The 15,539-nt window shown below is 52.8% G+C and carries 16 protein-coding genes, 1 rRNA gene and 1 riboswitch; of the genes, 3 read left to right on the top strand and 14 right to left on the bottom strand.

Translation table 11 applies throughout. From position 1 onward, the window contains the following. Nucleotides 1–161 precede the first annotated feature (161 nt). Nucleotides 162–372: riboswitch (cyclic di-AMP (ydaO/yuaA leader) on the bottom strand. Nucleotides 373–566: 194 nt separating this feature from the next. Both EHV15_RS08950 and EHV15_RS08945 read right to left on the bottom strand, forming a co-directional pair. Then, nucleotides 567–1,355, bottom strand: a complete 789-nt coding sequence (locus EHV15_RS08950) for a TatD family hydrolase (protein ID WP_128630897.1) — start codon at nucleotides 1,353–1,355, stop codon at nucleotides 567–569. 16 nt (nucleotides 1,356–1,371) lie between these two features. Further along, nucleotides 1,372–2,661 (bottom strand): HD domain-containing protein, encoded by a 1,290-nt coding sequence (locus EHV15_RS08945; RefSeq protein ID WP_128630896.1) that lies wholly within the window; start codon nucleotides 2,659–2,661, stop codon nucleotides 1,372–1,374. A 322-nt stretch (nucleotides 2,662–2,983) separates the two neighbouring features. On the opposite strand from EHV15_RS08945, the gene EHV15_RS08940 reads away from it, so the two are divergent. After that, nucleotides 2,984–3,238 carry an AbrB/MazE/SpoVT family DNA-binding domain-containing protein gene (locus EHV15_RS08940; protein ID WP_009226360.1) on the top strand — a complete coding sequence of 85 codons (255 nt, stop codon included), beginning with the start codon at nucleotides 2,984–2,986 and terminating at the stop codon, nucleotides 3,236–3,238. A 153-nt stretch (nucleotides 3,239–3,391) separates the two neighbouring features. Here the strand turns inward: EHV15_RS08940 and rsmI are convergent, their stop codons facing one another. From rsmI to EHV15_RS08890, 10 genes are all read right to left on the bottom strand, one after another. Further along, nucleotides 3,392–4,285, bottom strand: coding sequence for a 16S rRNA (cytidine(1402)-2'-O)-methyltransferase (gene rsmI / locus EHV15_RS08935; protein WP_128630895.1), 894 nt, complete (start codon nucleotides 4,283–4,285; stop codon nucleotides 3,392–3,394). After that, entirely contained in the window at nucleotides 4,282–5,037 is a 756-nt protein-coding gene (locus tag EHV15_RS08930; protein WP_178075805.1) for a tRNA1(Val) (adenine(37)-N6)-methyltransferase, read from the bottom strand. The genes rsmI and EHV15_RS08930 overlap by 4 nt, the downstream gene beginning before the upstream one ends. Before the next feature lie 67 nt (nucleotides 5,038–5,104). After that, nucleotides 5,105–5,476: an initiation-control protein YabA gene (locus EHV15_RS08925; RefSeq protein ID WP_128630894.1), complete on the bottom strand. Its 372-nt coding sequence runs from the start codon at nucleotides 5,474–5,476 to the stop codon at nucleotides 5,105–5,107. Between the two features lie 45 nt (nucleotides 5,477–5,521). Then, entirely contained in the window at nucleotides 5,522–6,322 is an 801-nt protein-coding gene (locus EHV15_RS08920; protein ID WP_128630893.1) for a PSP1 domain-containing protein, read from the bottom strand. Between the two features lie 154 nt (nucleotides 6,323–6,476). After that, nucleotides 6,477–7,457 carry a DNA polymerase III subunit delta' gene (holB, locus tag EHV15_RS08915; RefSeq protein ID WP_128630892.1) on the bottom strand — a complete coding sequence of 327 codons (981 nt, stop codon included), beginning with the start codon at nucleotides 7,455–7,457 and terminating at the stop codon, nucleotides 6,477–6,479. A gap of 29 nt (nucleotides 7,458–7,486) precedes the next feature. Next, entirely contained in the window at nucleotides 7,487–7,930 is a 444-nt protein-coding gene (locus tag EHV15_RS08910) for a YaaR family protein (protein ID WP_128630891.1), read from the bottom strand. A gap of 97 nt (nucleotides 7,931–8,027) precedes the next feature. Then, entirely contained in the window at nucleotides 8,028–8,357 is a 330-nt protein-coding gene (locus EHV15_RS08905) for a cyclic-di-AMP receptor (RefSeq protein ID WP_036618158.1), read from the bottom strand. 53 nt (nucleotides 8,358–8,410) lie between these two features. Continuing rightward, a complete protein-coding gene (gene tmk / locus EHV15_RS08900; protein ID WP_128630890.1) occupies nucleotides 8,411–9,061 on the bottom strand; it encodes a dTMP kinase in 651 nt (216 codons plus the stop codon). Next, nucleotides 9,051–10,823 (bottom strand): aminotransferase class I/II-fold pyridoxal phosphate-dependent enzyme, encoded by a 1,773-nt coding sequence (locus EHV15_RS08895; protein WP_128630889.1) that lies wholly within the window; start codon nucleotides 10,821–10,823, stop codon nucleotides 9,051–9,053. The genes tmk and EHV15_RS08895 overlap by 11 nt, the downstream gene beginning before the upstream one ends. Nucleotides 10,824–11,004: 181 nt before the next feature. Further along, nucleotides 11,005–11,190, bottom strand: coding sequence for a sigma factor G inhibitor Gin (locus tag EHV15_RS08890; protein WP_128630888.1), 186 nt, complete (start codon nucleotides 11,188–11,190; stop codon nucleotides 11,005–11,007). 215 nt (nucleotides 11,191–11,405) lie between these two features. Between EHV15_RS08890 and EHV15_RS08885 the strand changes: the two genes are divergently transcribed. After that, on the top strand, nucleotides 11,406–11,933 hold the full coding sequence (locus EHV15_RS08885) for a hypothetical protein (RefSeq protein WP_128630887.1): 528 nt from the start codon (nucleotides 11,406–11,408) through the stop codon (nucleotides 11,931–11,933). A gap of 214 nt (nucleotides 11,934–12,147) precedes the next feature. Here EHV15_RS08885 and EHV15_RS08880 read toward each other — a convergent pair whose 3' ends face one another. Next, complete coding sequence (locus EHV15_RS08880; RefSeq protein ID WP_128630886.1) at nucleotides 12,148–12,576, bottom strand: hypothetical protein; 429 nt, start codon at nucleotides 12,574–12,576, stop codon at nucleotides 12,148–12,150. 429 nt (nucleotides 12,577–13,005) lie between these two features. Here EHV15_RS08880 and EHV15_RS08875 point away from each other — a divergent pair, with 429 nt between their 5' ends. Beyond that, nucleotides 13,006–14,940, top strand: coding sequence for an amidase family protein (locus EHV15_RS08875; RefSeq protein ID WP_128630885.1), 1,935 nt, complete (start codon nucleotides 13,006–13,008; stop codon nucleotides 14,938–14,940). 439 nt (nucleotides 14,941–15,379) lie between these two features. Here EHV15_RS08875 and rrf read toward each other — a convergent pair. After that, nucleotides 15,380–15,496, bottom strand: a 5S ribosomal RNA gene (gene rrf / locus EHV15_RS08870). Nucleotides 15,497–15,539 lie beyond the last annotated feature (43 nt).

The following is a 15,539-nucleotide window of genomic DNA, read 5'->3' as shown; positions in this document are numbered from 1 at the left end:
TTTCGCATCCTGCCCCAGTCTTATCGGCAATTGTCACCTCCTGTTTATCAACAGTATGATGACCCTATTACTTTTATTCAAAACAAAAGAAGCCCAAAGAAAGAGTTAGAGGAACTCCCTTCGTGGCTTCCTGATTTGTCTAGGTGTAATAGGCTGCACGAGTTACCTCTCTTGGTACGCTTACGAGGTTAGCTGTCGGATTAGGACGAAAGAGAGCCGCCCTTTCTCAGTTCGTTCGCTCATGGCGCAACGACCTCGAATTCACCCCAAAGACCCTGAAAAGGAATCACTTGCAAACCTGGCCGGCATCATCCGATCCATGTTCGCACCGGTTCCCCCGTTCTCCATGCGGAGACTCAGCGAGACTGGTTCACGGAACCAAGTTATCGAACGGCTCGTCAAGCTAAAAAATGAGCCGCAGCGATTACTGAAAAAATTCTATCCTGTTTCGATGCATGTTGTAAAGAACCAATCAACCACGTTTTTTTAAAAAAATGGTTAAAAAAATGTAATAAACATGCTGTTTTCGGTTAAAAAGCATTAATCTTTCGTTTATCCTCATTTTTTCAGCGGTTTTTCTCCGTTATGCTCGGTATTCCAAATAGTTCCAGTGCATTTCGGGTGGTAATTTCAGCGATTTCCTCAAAAGAGACCCCTTTCAGCTCGGCTGCCATTTCGGCTACCAAACGCACATGGGCCGACTCGTTCCGCTTCCCACGAAATGGATGGGGAGTTAAATAAGGGGAGTCGGTTTCGATCAATAAACGGTCCATCGGTGTTTGGGCCAGGACCTCTTTGGGCTGCTTTGCATTTTTAAACGTAATCGGCCCGCCAAACGACAAATGAAATCCCAGATTTAGACACATTTTAGCAATTTCCCAGCTGCCGGAGAAGGAATGCATCACCCCTCCGACTTCATTCGCCTTTTCCTCGCGCAAAATCCGCACGACATCCTCGTGGGCGTCGCGGTTATGAATGGAAATCGGCATCCCCAGGCTGCGGGCCAAGCCGATTTGCTTGCGCAACACCTCGTGCTGAACGTCTTTGGGCGACGTGTCCCAATAATAATCGAGCCCGATTTCACCGATGGCCACCACTTTTTCGTGCTTGCAAAGTTCGGCGATCCAGTCCAAATCGCCCTCCTTCATCGTGATCGCATCCTGCGGGTGCCACCCGACGGCGGCGTAAATGAAATCATACGTTTCCGCCAGCTTCATCGTCGACGGGATCGTTTCGCGGTTAAAGCCGATGTTGATCATGCGCGTAACCCCTTGCTCCACCGCGCGCTGAATCACTTCCTCCCGGTCCTCGTCGAACTGCGGAGCGTCCAAATGCGTATGCGTGTCAAATAACATGGTCGTCTCGTTCCTCCTAACGTGCCTGTTCAAATATTCGGGCAATGGTCGGCGGCAATTGATCCCGTACCGCATGCAATTTATTATCCGGATAATACAAATGGTATTTGCCGAGCTGCAGCCCGCTGATCGAGCGGACGATGTCCGACACTTCGGATATTTCCCGCAGCCGCTCCTGCCGGTCCAGCAGCAAAATCTGCTTCCCCGCGGCGGCCTCGTCCGGACGGAACACATCATACGGCAGATCGGTCGGAAAATCAATTTCCAGGTCGTATTCGGGATGAAGACCGGCCTGCTCAAACGCCTGGCGGATCTGTTCGACCATTTCCAGTTCGCCTGACTCAAGTTCTACATATTTATACAATTTCCGGTCCAAAAAACGGCCGCAAAGATCGCTCAGCAGGGCATCCGGTTCGTTTTTCCACTGCATGAAGGCGGTCTGCATCAGCGCTTCGTCAAGCAGCAAATAATCGCGCACGCCGATCTCCCCCTGAAACAGACAAGGAAGCGGGTGAGGCAAAAATGAAAAAGCATAGCCGTCCCGGTACAATTCCTTGGCCCGGCGCAAAATTTGCCGCAAAATGATATCCGAGCTGCGCGTAACCGGGTGAAAATACACCTGCCAATACATCTGATAACGGGACATCAAATAGTCTTCCACCGCGTGCATGCCCGATTCCTTGACGACCACCCGGCCGTGATAAGGGCGCAGCATCCGCAAAATCCGATCCATGTCGATCGTGCCGTAATTGACGCCGGTAAAATAAGCGTCCCGCAGCAAATAGTCCATACGGTCTGCATCCAGCGGGCTGGTGACGAGATTAACGACGATCGGGTTGTCGTAATCTTTGCGGATCACCGCCGCGACCTTGTCCGGAAAATCCGGCTCCACCGTGCGCAGCACTTCCCCGACCTCGGTATCCCCGAGCAGGATTTTACAAGTCCAATCCTCGTGATGCATTTGGAAAGCCTCTTCGACCGAATGCGAAAACGGGCCGTGCCCCAAGTCATGCAGCAGCGCGGCGCACAAAGCAACCATCCTTTCCCCGCTCGGCCAATCGGCGTATCCCCCGCGCTCAAACTGCGAAATGATCCGGCGCGTAATTTCATAGACACCGAGGGAATGGGAAAAACGGCTGTGCTCAGCGCCATGAAACGTCAAATATGACGTCCCCAGCTGGCGGATGCGGCGAAGACGCTGAAACTCCGGGGTATTAATCAGGGACCAGATCACTTCGTCCTGTACATGAATATAATTATGTACGGGATCTTTAAACACTTTTTCCTCGGAAAGCGGACGATACATGGCTAACACTCCTTTTTTGTCATCATAGTTTTTTTGAGAAATAAAGGGGGAACTTGACCGAAATTTGCGATTTATGTCGAATGGTGTCGGATTAAGTCAAATCTTTGTTTTCCAAAATGTCGAATCGGCTCATTCCTTGAACTTCCTAGATAAATAAGTAGTTCTTGAAGGTATGTAAGATATTTTTTTAGAAATAATGCTGAACTCTACCATAAATAGGTTGACTATTCTGGCAATGGTTGGTATTATAAAAAGCAGAAAAGATAGAACAATGTCGAAAAATGACATTAATAAATTATAGCGAGAGGGGCACTTATCAGTTATGATGAAATCAACAGGTATTGTAAGAAAAGTCGACGAGTTGGGACGTGTCGTTATCCCGATCGAATTGCGCCGCACGCTCGGCATCGGCGAGAAAGACGCGCTTGAAATTTATGTAGACGGCGAGCGGATTATGCTGAAGAAATACGAGCCCGCCTGCATTTTCTGCGGCAATGCCGAGAACGTCACTTACTTCAAAGGCAAAATTGTTTGCCATGAATGTATTACTGAACTACCTACCCCTGTGACAAATTAAGAAATATAGTATATAATAGATTTACTGAAACTGTTAATTCTAACCTTTTTCATATCTCCTTGGCGCCTTCCCTTGGCTTGAACCCGGCCTAGCGAAGGCCCCTTTTTTTGGCTGCTCAGCATTTTTTGGGTATTTTGGCGGGTTTATGGGCCCCTAGAGCAGCGAATTATAAATATCACGTTTGGATACCCCGCGGTCGGCGGCGGTTTTTTTCATTGCGTCTTTCCGCGTTAATCCTTCTTCCCGCTCATAATGCGCCACATGTTCCTGCACTGGTAAATTTTGCCACCAGGCTTCCCTTTTCTCCTTCACCTGATCCGGATTGGCCCCTTCCACCACCAGACAGTATTCCCCTAGCGGCGGATGCTCCTCCAGCCATTCCAGGCAAGCCTGCAGCGAACCCCTGGCCATCTCCTCATAACGTTTGGTCATTTCGCGCGCCATCACGATGCTGCGGTCTCCAAACACCTCCAGCAGGGACTGAAGCGTCTTGCTTAACCGATGAGGCGACTCATACATCAGCATGGTGCTTTCCTCGTCCTCCAGCGATTTTAGCAGCCTCTCCCGCTGCTTCGGGTCCCGCGGCAAAAATCCCAAAAACATAAACCGCTCCGTAGGCAGTCCCGAAACGATCAGCGCGGACAACGCGGCGTTGGCCCCCGGAATCGGGATAACGGAAATGCCCGCGTGAAGCGCCAGCTTTACAAGGTCGCTCCCGGGATCGGAAATCGCCGGCAGACCGGCATCGCTGACCAGCGCCAAATTTTTTCCTTCCATTATATACCGGATCAGTTCAGGTCCGCTCGCCGCCTTATTGTGTTCATGATAGCTCAGCAGCTTGCCCGGCGATATTTCAAAATGGGTGAGCAGCTTCCGCGTCTGTCTCGTGTCCTCGGCCGCAATGATGTCCGCTTCGCGGAGCGTCCGCACGGCGCGGAAGGTCATGTCCTCCAAATTGCCGATTGGCGTGCCGACCAGGTACAGCTTGCCGTAATCCGCCCGTTCTCCGGCCGCGGCTTCAAAACTTTTTTGCACGTTTACGTTCATCGTTTACCCTCTTTTGGTCCATAATAAATGTCCATGATTTCCCGGCAATACTGCCCATCCTCCCCGTAAACGATCAGCGGGGGAAGCACCCGCAAATCGGGTTTGCCGTCCCGGAGCGCCTCAATTAGCACCATATTGGCCTCGGCCCCGGCCCGCGGATGGACAAACCGGATGAGCTTCGGCTCCAGCCGGTGCTGCCGCAGTACCGTTACAATCTCCCCCAAACGCTGCGGCTTATGCACCATCGATACTTTGCCTCCCGGCCGCACCAGCCGCATCGCCGCGATCGCCACGTCCTCCAGGCTGCAATGGATTTCATGGCGGGCGATCGCCTGATGCCTATTGAGCTTCAAATCGCCCCCGGTCAGCGGCATATAAGGCGGATTCACCGTAATCGCGTCATACACCCCATGGCCGGTGTTTTGCGCCAGCTCGCGCAAATCCCCTTCGCGGATCAGAATCCGCTCCGCTAGACCGTTCATCTCCACGCTGCGGCGGGCCATATCGGCCACCCGCGGCTGAATTTCAATGCCTTCGATCGCAGCCTTCGTCCGTGTCGACAGCAGCAGGGGAATGACCCCGTTGCCGGTACACAAATCGAGAACCCTTCCATAGTTGGGTATGGAAGCAAACCGGGCCAGCAGCACGGCGTCCATCGAGAAGCTGAATACCTCGTCGCTTTGAATGATGTGCAGGTCATGCGTGAGCAAATCGTCGACCCGCTCGTTGTCATAAATCGGTACATTGTTCATGAATTTATCCTTCTTTATGGTCATTGAAAAAAAACCGTAGGGCCAATCCCCACGGTTTAATATTCATTTATTTATTCAAAAATGACAAGCAGAACAAGCAATCGCCTTCCGTACGAAGATGTCCATAATATACATTGCAAATATGAAAACCTTCATGATAAATACGCGCCAAATTATCGTACCCTTCGCCCACGACATCGATCGCTTCTTTGCCGGCCAAAACCGGGTCCGCAACCTTGCCTTCGGCCGTTACCGGTACGCGGTTTTCCGTGCTTTCCCGCTTTAATAATTTGCGCAGCTGCTCATTCTCCAGCAAGAGCCGCTGGTTCTCCTCCACCAGCTTCTTCACTTCGAGCATGAGGCTGCCCAATTCGCCGTGAACTTTACCCATTTGTGATTCCAGCGCCTGCATATGGTTGAAAATGTCCTTGTTCTCCAAGTTCCCACCCCAGCGTCATCTCTAAAGTCTTGAAAAAGCCTTTTCTTATTTAAGGACAACGTCGTCCAGCGGAAGCTCCTTCACTTTTCCGATTTCAAACAGCTGAACGTGCACGGTGCGCGACCCGGCGTTGATCCCAACGACCTTCCCGTCGCCCAAAGAAGTGATCACCATTTTGCCAACGGACGGAAGCTCCTCTTTCACGCTTTCGTAGTTATCATGCTCAAACTTGAGGCAGCACATTAACCGTCCGCACAAACCGGAAATTTTCGTTGGATTTAGCGACAGGCTTTGATCCTTGGCCATTTTGATGGAAACCGGCTCAAAGTCGCCAAGCCAGGAAGAGCAGCAGAGCACACGTCCGCAAGGACCGATACCGCCAAGCATCTTGGCTTCGTCTCTGACGCCGATTTGTCTCAGCTCGATCCGGGTGCGGAAGATGCTGGCCAAGTCCTTTACCAATTCGCGAAAATCCACCCGTCCCTCGGCCGTGAAGTAAAAAATGATTTTGTTGCGGTCGAACGTGAATTCCACATCGACCAGCTTCATCTTCAGGTCATGGTCCTTGATTTTATTTAAACATGTGGCAAAAGCGTTTTTTGCCGCAAGCTTGTTCTCCTCGACTACACGGGCGTCGGCTTCGTCGGCGATCCGGATGACCTTCTTCAGCGGAAGGACGACATCCGTTTCCCCCACCTGCTTCTTGCCGACCACCACTTTACCGTATTCGATCCCGCGCGCCGTTTCGACAATCACGTTCTGATCCTTCTCGACGGGAAGATCCAGCGGATCGAAATAATATATTTTGCCCGCTTTTTTAAAGCGGACGCCCACTACAGTGTACAAAAACTAACCCCCTCGTATACCTATAAAACCCCCATAAATGGTGATACGCCAAAAAAGCATCGCTCGAACCAGCTTTTTCTCATTCCCTGCTTCTTTCACGGGAGAAAGTTTCAAAAAGTGCCTGAGTGCTGCCTGCCCGGGTAGTAAAAACGTTCTACCGCTGCCCATCCACCGCGATGAGGAACTGCTCCACGCAAAGTTGGGCATTCATATGCTGCCGCAGTTTCTTCTTGCTCTCCGCAGCCAGCGCCATCGCTTCAATCCACTGCTGTGGGCTGCGCGAGGCGGCATGTCTGGAAATAAACTCTAACTCATCTATGAAAACGACTTGATCATGCTTATGATAGAGCGCGTGGATCATATCTTTAAACCACAAATGGAAAAGACTGAACAACATGTCCAAGCGGTCGCTTAAACCGGCCTTGAACAAGCTTTGCTGCGCTGTAATTAAAGGAGAACCGCCACGGCCTGCGATCTCCTTCCCTAATTGTAACACTACGTTTCTAATTTCTGCAAACCAATTCTGCTGGATAAGTTCGCGGCACGGACCCAATCCTGCCGCGAGATGAACGGCGCTCCGGGCCAAAGTTGCCGGAAATCCCTCATCCGCCAATATTTGGAGCATCCGCTCCGGGTTTAGCGGCAGAAACGGCACCCACTGCGCCCGCGACTGGATCGTCGGCAGCAAAGCCCGTCCATTGTCGGACAGCAAAATAGCAACCGCCGGGGACGGCGGCTCCTCCAAAAATTTCAGCAGGCTGTTCGCGGCCTGAACCGTCATTTTTTCCGCCTCATCGATGATATAGGCTTTCGGATTGCCGCTCTCTGTGCGATAAGAGAAAATCCGCTGCAAATCGCGGATTTGATCGATTTTAATCGTGGCCCCATCGGGTTTGACGGTAAAAAGATCCGGGTGATTGCCGTGCAGCACCTTGCGGCATTCCAGGCATTCCCCGCAGGCGTCGTCCCCGCCCCGAGTGCAAAACAACGCCTGGACGAAGGCCATGGCCATTTCCATTTGCCCGCTTCCAGGCGGTCCGCTAAAAATATAGGCATGCGATATTTCGTTTCTCCGCAGGCCGCCCTGCAGCAGCTGCTTGGCGGTATCCTGGCCGATGATATCTTGAAATGACACGTGTTTTCCTCCATTTGATACTCGCACTTTTAGAAACACAAATTGATCAGCATGCCGCGGATTTCGCCGATTTTTTGCAGCAGCTCGATTTTTCCCTGCTCGGTTTCCAGCAGTTCGTCGGCCATGGCAAGCAAAGCGGCGTCAACTTCGTCCAGCAGCTTGTAACGTTTCCCCCGGCCGCGGCGATCCCATCCTCTGACATCCTTAATAAGGACGCCCCGGCGGACTGTCTCCTCGAGAAATCTTTTGACCATAAGCCGGTATGCTTTCAGCTCGCGGATGGTCATGGAACGGGCCAGCCGGTCTCCCTGCATTTGAATTTCCTTAAACCGCCGGCCCAGCTCTTCCTGCGACGCCCGCTCCCCATGCTGCTGCATGACATCGGCAAAGTTCTTGGACTGCACCGGCTTTGCAGGGCCGTCAGTCACCCCCAGGCCGCTTTGGAGCGGCCGGAATCCCGGATCAATTTTCACCTTGGATCACCGCCTACCTTTGGAAGTCGTTCATCTAACTGAACGTTTATCTCTATAAGAGGTTGTTTTTTTGAACTTGCAATTTAATAATATTTTCTCAGAAATGTTCAAACCGGTCTACCGGCAGCACGAATACGGTGGCTCCGCCAACCTGCACTTCCACGGGGAGCGGCAAATACGAATCGGTGGTACCGCTCATCGGCGTTACCGGGGTAACCAATTGCTCACGCACTTTACAACTGTTGCGGATGACGTTCAGCACCGCGTCCACCTGGTGGTCGTCAACACCGATCATAAACGTCGTGTTCCCCGCCCGAAGAAACCCTCCGGTACTGGCCAGCTTGGTTGCCCGGTAGTTTTCCTTGACGAGCGCGCTGGACAGCCGGTTGCTGTCTTTATCCTGGATAATCGCAACAATCAGCTTCATTTGCAGTCCCTCCTCGTTATATTAAAAATGTACCACACCTTATTATTTGACAGCTAGGCCCTTAATTCCTTTAAAAATGCGGAAAGTTGGCCGCGAATGTCGGCAGCCACCTCGTCTTTGCCTTGCGAGGCGTCGATCCGCCTGATCCGCTCGGGATACATCTCGGCAATCCGCAAATAACCTTCCCGAACCTTCCGGTGGAACTGGGTGCTTTCCATATCCAGACGGTCGACCTTTCGCCCCTGGCCTGCGGCGATGCGGGCCAAGCCGGCCTCCGGTTCGATATCAAGGTAAAAGGTAAGGTCCGGAAAACGGCCTTGCGTCGCAAACATATTGATGTTCAGCACCTCTTGAATGCCGAGTCCCCGCGCATAGCCCTGATAAGCCAGGCTGCTGTCGATGAACCGGTCGCACAGCACGCTGACGCCCCGCTCCAAAGCAGGCTCTACTTTCTCGGCCAAATGCTGGCGCCGCGACGCCGCGTAGAGCAGCGCTTCGGTACGGGCATCCATCGCCGTATGCTGCGGATTCAAAATGATGTCCCGGATTTTCTCGGCGATTTCAATCCCCCCCGGCTCACGGGTGCTGATAAATGAAACGCCGTGCTCTTCAAGCGCTTTGGCCACTTCGGCCATCACCGTCGTTTTGCCTGAACCATCACCGCCTTCCAGCGTAATAAATAGTCCTCTCTCTTTACCGTTCATGTGGTTCATTCCCTGCTTTCTTGATTAGCTTCTTCACTTGGATGGTGAGCAGCAAAGGATCTGCCGCCCCCTGGCATTTCGCCCGGGTCTGCCGCAGCCGGAGCAGTCGGCGTTTCGTCTCTTCCGTGACCGTCTCTCCCGGATACAGCAGCGGGATGCCCGGAGGATAAGGGATGATCATCTCCGCGGCCTGCCGGCCGGCGCTGTCCTCTACGGGAATCGCTTCGATCTCCTCCGGGGATAGGGGAGCCAGAGAAAACGCCACAGGCTCCGAGATGCCGGGAAGGATGTCTGTCTGATCTGCGTCTATGCCCGAATCCGCAGGTTCCGCGTCTGTAAGCGTACCGGTTACTTGCACATCTATGCCGGCATCGGTTTGGGATCGGGCTTCAGCATTCCTTATTGCGGCATCTGCCGGTTTCGGATCAAGCGAAATGTTCCACGTGGAAAGTTCGGCAGATGGGTCTCTTTCGGCTCCGGAACAATCCTGTTCCGCTTCCCTTTTCTCCGCCAACTGCGTTGCCGCCTGTGCTGCCGTTGCTGTCGCCTTCTCTTCCGCTTTCTCCGACGCACTCTCGGCCGCTTCCGCTGCCACCGCGATGCGCTCCAACGCCTGCAGCAGCCGCCCAGCATCCCGCTCCGTCGTCCCCGGTCCAAAGGCCAGCACCACGTACCGCTCATCGCTCATTTCCGGCACACAGCCCTCCGCCTCAAGCCGCCGCTGCAGCTCGTAGCCGCTCCACCGGTTTGTTGCATCGTATATTACAAGCTTAAACGGGTCTTGAATAGTATATGCAGCGTCCCCTCCACTCGCGCCCGGTGGCTTGACGACGCCGAAGCGCGGCAGTTTGCCAAGGCCGCTGCGCGCCGCGGCGGCCTTGGCCAGCCCGCCTGCGAACAGGGCGGGCCCTTGGGCCGCCAGCAGGCTTCGGCTAACGTCGAGCGAAGCCATGATGGGGTAGGACGGGCTGGAGCTCTGCAGCATCGCCAGCCGCTGGCGCAGCAGCGCGCGGTCGAGCAGCCCGCCCTGCACATGTAGCATCGCGCCCATCGTGAGCGCGGTGAGCATCTTGTGCGTCGACTGCACGACGCCATCGGCGCCTTGGGCCAGCGCGCTCTCCGGCAGCGCCGGATGCTGGCCGAAGTGGGCGCCGTGCGCCTCGTCGACGAGCAGCGGCACGCTGTGCGCGCGGCAGAGCTCGGCCAGCGGCCGCAGCGATGCGCCCATCCCGTAGTAGCTCGGGTGCGTGACGAGCAGCCCTTTGGCGCCGGGGTGCCGGCGCAGGGCTTCACGCACCGTCTCCACGGACGGGGTGGTCGCCAGGCCGCTCCGCGCGTCGAGCCGCGGCGCCAAAAACACCGCGTGCGCGCCTGCCAGCATTAATCCGTGGATGACGGATTTATGCACGTTCCGCTGCACGAGCAGCACATCGCCCGGAGCGGTGCACACGCTCAGGATCAGCGCCAAATTGCCGGCTGTGCTGCCGCCGACAAGAAAAAACGTCTCCTCCGCCCCAAACTGGGCGGCGGCCAGCTGCTGCGCCTCACGGATAACCCCTTCCGGATGATGCAGATCATCCGTCCCCGTAATTTCCGTCGCGTCGATCTCCATCACCCGGGACAGCAGATCCTGCTCCCAGGGCATTCCGCCGCGCAGGGCTTGTCCGTTTTTATGTCCCGGCACATGAAAGGAAACATCGCTTTTTTTCATATATTGCATCAAAGCTTCATATAACGGAGCCCGATTAACTTGTTCTGGCATCTCTATCTTAATCCTTCCGGCTGTGATCCTGCTCCCAATTCTACACCGCTTAAACCTTAGTTCGCTGAAAATATCATTGCTTCATTTTACCGCTTCTTTCCCCGAATGGGCAACATAAGCCTACAAAAAAGGACCCGTTCTCCCAAAGAACAGGCCCTGTCACCTCATCGATTTATGCGTTTTATGCATTCTTTTGCACCCAAATTTGCTTCATTTGATGAATAAAGAAATGGTATTTTTCCTCCTGAACATCCGTGTGCACCATTTCGGCCTCGCACGCATCGCAAATAAATTCCGATACGATATGAATGCCTTCGGTTTTTGGCTCCCCGCAAATAATGCAATTTCTTTCGGTCCGCTCATCCATGCCCAAATCCCACCTTGTCTGTTTTACTATCAGTATGACACAGATTCTATTATTTTAAACCTTTTCATAGTCCTCTACCTGCTTTATCTTATGCCGCATTACCCGCGGCTGTGTTTGTACGCTGCATCTTTAATTATCGGTTGCTTGCTCCGATATAGTAATATAGGTATGTCCGAGTTTTACGCACTTAAAGTGATTTATAGGAGGGTTGATGGGTGAAATCCGCTGATCCTGAAACAAATGCGACGTTTTACCATTACCGGCTGCTGAAAAAGGTCGTATTGCCCAAAGCCTTGATTTACGGTTTCGCAACGCTTCCTTTTCTTTGGCTCGCCGCCGAGATGATTTTTCTATCCTGGACCAGCCTTTTTTTCTTTCTGATTGCCGCGCCCATTGCGTTATGGATTCAATTCGTCATTTCTCGGTCGGTCCTGATCATCTTAAGCCATTCCTACCGCAAACGCTGGCGATTTTCCCGGCTGCTGCCCTGGATCGGGTATATGCCCGAACAATACGTGGCTTACTCCGTGTTTCGCAAAGTTCACCTGCATGCCGCCTGGATCGGCTGCTGCATCATAGCGATCATCATTCCGTGGTCTCCGGCTTCTTTTGTGCTGGCCTTGTTCTTCTGGCATTTCTGGCTGATCGGCCCGCGGTTGCTCGCCCTTGCCTGTGTTAGGGGCCAACGTAAAGACGGCATGCTGAAAATCACCGGCCCCGACATTTCCTATTACTTGCAGTGACCTACTCTCAAAGAAAACAGACCACGTTTCGGGGCAGTTTTTCTTGCGATATCAGGATGCATGCAAAATCATCTATTCCCGCCATTCTCCTTATTTGACGAGAATAAGGACATTTTTTACCGTTATTATCCTTGACCTTGACAAAAAGCCTGTTCCCCGCAAAGGGAACAGGCTGGTGATCCATCTGGAATTAGCCGGCTTGCGATCGGGCGAATTAAGGGCTGCTTTCCAGACCTTGAATCACCGCCTTGTCTTCCTGTTTTGGGACAAGCACCGTAAACGAATCGTCGTGAATCGTCAGCTGCACGATTTTTTTGCCTTTCTCGTAAACTCGGGTTGAACCGGTGCTTTCCTCTTTTTTTTCGGTCCAGCCCCATTCCTCTATGACCTTTTCATAAGCCTCAGGTACGCCGCCGCTTTCGCTTAACCCCTTCAGCGAGTAGTGAATATAGTCCATTTTCGAGTTATTTAATGCGTTATCCGTCTGATTAGCTTCTTTTGGCACCGGGAAGCTTTTTTCTACAGCCGCCCCTACGTAATTTGTCCATGAAGGCTCGGAAGACGCACAGCCCGCGATGACGAACATCATCATCAAGACTCCCCACATGAAGCATAAGGAATATCCAACTCCTTTTCGCCGCATGATCCATTCCTCCTTACCCTGCCTATATACTGAAAACGTTATCCCATGTTGTCGATACCTGATATAGATTGCGGAAGGCTATATGCCCTAGACATATCAGTATAATTATAACGGTTGACTTGCCACTGTCGGTAACAAAAAGGTTACATTCTTTTTGATAGGTTCTAAGTATAGTAAATCCGTATATCTCAAAATGCAATACCGGTACAGAAATTTTGTGTAAGTAAAATGTTATTTTATTTGACATGGACTTTTTACTATTTTATTTTTCAATCACACGAATTCGTGAGTTATATAAAGTAATATAAACTAAATAAACTATGTATGCGTTTACTTACGGTTTGAGTGCTTTTGTCATAATACCTTACATCTATTTATGATTATAGCCAGAACCTTACATACGATTTCAGGAGAGGAGAGCAAAATGAGATGAAACTACATCGCTGGAATTGGAAAAAAAGCGGTGCCCTGCTCTTAACCGGGGTTCTAATGACCGGGGTATGGACCGGCGCCAGCCCGCAAGCTGAGGCTGCTTCATCCTCTGCATCTGCAGCAGCAAGCAGTGCCAGGGACGCTGCAGCCCAAGGTTTTGTCACAGCAGATCAGTTTTACCTTTCCATGAAAGAGGCGGCGGCCGAAGCGGGGTCTGCCTTAACGATGGACGCCCCGCAAGGCGCGAAAATGCTGCGCAGCAATGCAGCCGTCCTTTTTCGGCAATGGCTGAATCTGAAAGATGCGGCGGAAACTTTTGATGACGTAGCGGACGATGCCCCCTATGCGCCGGCGGTCGGGGCTGTTGTCAAAGCAGGCTTAATGGAGGGGTATTCCGATACCCTGTTTATGCCGGGGCAAACGCTATTGGCAGGGGATTTGGCGGTTTTGCACGATCGCGTCGTGAGTTACCTGAAACCGTTCGTGCTCGAAGAAGCGACGATCACCGATATGCAGTTAGCGATGGACCAGGGCAAGCTGACCTCAAAACAACTCGTTCAAATGTATTTGGACCGTATTGCCAAATACGATGACCAGGGCGTCTCGCTGCAGGCCGTCCTAACCTTAAACCCTGACGCATTGAGCATTGCCGGAGCCCTCGATCAAGAACGGGCCACGCAAGGGCCGCGCGGGCCGCTTCATGGCATTCCTATTTTGGTAAAAGACAATTTCGATACGGCCGACATGCCAACCACCGCAGGTTGCTTATGTTTGAAGGATTCCATTCCGGACAAGGATGCCTATCAAATCGCCAAATTGAAAGAGGCCGGCGCCATAATCTTGGGCAAAACCAACCTGCATGAGTTCGCCTTCGGCATCACGACATCCAGCTCCCTTGGCGGGCAAACGAAAAATCCGTACGCACCCGGCCATTATCCCGGCGGCTCCAGCGGCGGCACCGGTGCAGCGATCGCGGCCAACTTCGCCGCAGCCGGCCTCGGGACCGATACGGGCGGATCGATCCGAATCCCGTCCAGCTTCAACAGCCTGGTGGGCATTCGCCCTACGATCGGATTATCCAGCCGCGACGGCATCATCCCGTTGGCATTGACGCAGGATGTCGGCGGCCCGATGGCCCGCACGGTGGAGGATGCGGCCATTTTGCTCGACGCCACCGCTGGTTATGATCCGGATGATATCGCAACCGCGTACAGCCTTGGGCATCTTCCCGCAAGCTATACCGATTTTCTGGATGCCGACGGTTTAAAAGGCGCCCGCATCGGTGTCGCCGTCGAATTGCTTCAGAGCGGCAATGATCAGGAAAAGTCCGTCTCCGATGTCGTTTACCATGCGGTCGATGAGCTCAAGGCCCTGGGGGCTGTGGCCATTCCGGTCACCATTCCGAACCTGGCCGAAATTAACAAATACCCTAGCCTTAGCGGATATGAGTTCAAGTTCCAACTGAACGAGTACCTTCAAGAGCTGGGAAACGATGCACCTTACCACAGCCTAGCGGAAATTATCGCATCCGAAGAATATGATAAGGCCCAGGAGCAGTCCATGAAAGCCCGTGAGGCCCGTGAAACGCTGGAAACCGCGGAATACAAAGATATTTTACTGAACCGGACCAAGCTGACGCGTGATGCCCTCTTAAAAGTGATGGCCGATTACGACCTGGATGCGATCGTTTACCCGACAACAACGCAACCGGCCGCAGTCATCGGCGAGAATCAAGTGTCCGGCGCCAACAACCGGCTCAGTCCCTTCTCCGGATTCCCGGCCATTACCGTCCCGGCTGGATTTACCACAGACGGTTTGCCAGTCGGCATCGAATTCCTGGGCAAGGCTTTTGACGAAGGAACCCTCATTAAGCTGGCCTACAGCTATGAACAAGGGACCCACCATCGCCAAGCCCCTAAATCGACGCCATAACAAGTAAAAAATAAGAAAGCCGTCGCTTAGCGGCACTCTTATCGGAAACCGACATTCTTACCTGAAACTGGCACTCGCTGGCCACTCCGTCATGCTGCAATTCCACCTAACGGACTCCAGCGACCTTATTCGCCCATTTCCCGGGTATTTCCCGTTCTAACGGACTCAGACGACGCTATTGGGCCAAAAATACGGACTTTGATGCCAATCTGAGTGAAATAAGGTCCGCTCGGTCCGTTAGAATTTCTAACCCCCTCATTTGGAGCAAATAACGTCGCTCAGGTCCGTTAGCCTCCTCAGTTAAGTTTCCCCTCTCCATCCCCCAGTGTCCGCAAAAACGTAATATCCGTTTCACCACGCCGTTCCGTTTCATCTCGCTGCAAACACTTTAACAATGCAAAAAAACACCGCCGAGTTATCAGCGGTGCTTTTCTCTCTTGCTTGGCGGCGTCCTACTCTCCCAGGACCCTTCGGTCCAAGTACCATCGGCGCTGGAGGGCTTAACGGCCGTGTTCGGGATGGGTACGCGTGGAACCCCTCCGCCATCATCACCAAACGCATAAGAGTTTGAACTCTCAAAACTGACCAACGAGTGAGTA

The sequence above is a fragment of the Paenibacillus oralis genome (assembly GCF_003863965.1).
Lineage (GTDB): Bacteria > Bacillota > Bacilli > Paenibacillales > Paenibacillaceae > Fontibacillus > Fontibacillus oralis.
This window is presented reverse-complemented; position numbering and strand designations above follow the sequence as displayed.

What these genes read in the sequence shown, in the direction of transcription:
- EHV15_RS08950 (WP_128630897.1), bottom strand. Translation starts at nt 1,355, where the DNA reads ATGTTATTTGACACGCATACGCATTTGGACGCTCCGCAGTTCGACGAG.
- EHV15_RS08945 (WP_128630896.1), bottom strand. Translation starts at nt 2,661, where the DNA reads ATGTATCGTCCGCTTTCCGAGGAAAAAGTGTTTAAAGATCCCGTACAT.
- EHV15_RS08940 (WP_009226360.1), top strand. Translation starts at nt 2,984, where the DNA reads ATGATGAAATCAACAGGTATTGTAAGAAAAGTCGACGAGTTGGGACGT.
- rsmI (WP_128630895.1), bottom strand. Translation starts at nt 4,285, where the DNA reads ATGAACGTAAACGTGCAAAAAAGTTTTGAAGCCGCGGCCGGAGAACGG.
- EHV15_RS08930 (WP_178075805.1), bottom strand. Translation starts at nt 5,037, where the DNA reads ATGAACAATGTACCGATTTATGACAACGAGCGGGTCGACGATTTGCTC.
- EHV15_RS08905 (WP_036618158.1), bottom strand. Translation starts at nt 8,357, where the DNA reads ATGAAGCTGATTGTTGCGATTATCCAGGATAAAGACAGCAACCGGCTG.
- tmk (WP_128630890.1), bottom strand. Translation starts at nt 9,061, where the DNA reads ATGAACGGTAAAGAGAGAGGACTATTTATTACGCTGGAAGGCGGTGAT.
- EHV15_RS08895 (WP_128630889.1), bottom strand. Translation starts at nt 10,823, where the DNA reads ATGCCAGAACAAGTTAATCGGGCTCCGTTATATGAAGCTTTGATGCAA.
- EHV15_RS08890 (WP_128630888.1), bottom strand. Translation starts at nt 11,190, where the DNA reads ATGGATGAGCGGACCGAAAGAAATTGCATTATTTGCGGGGAGCCAAAA.
- EHV15_RS08880 (WP_128630886.1), bottom strand. Translation starts at nt 12,576, where the DNA reads ATGCGGCGAAAAGGAGTTGGATATTCCTTATGCTTCATGTGGGGAGTC.
- EHV15_RS08875 (WP_128630885.1), top strand. Translation starts at nt 13,006, where the DNA reads ATGAAACTACATCGCTGGAATTGGAAAAAAAGCGGTGCCCTGCTCTTA.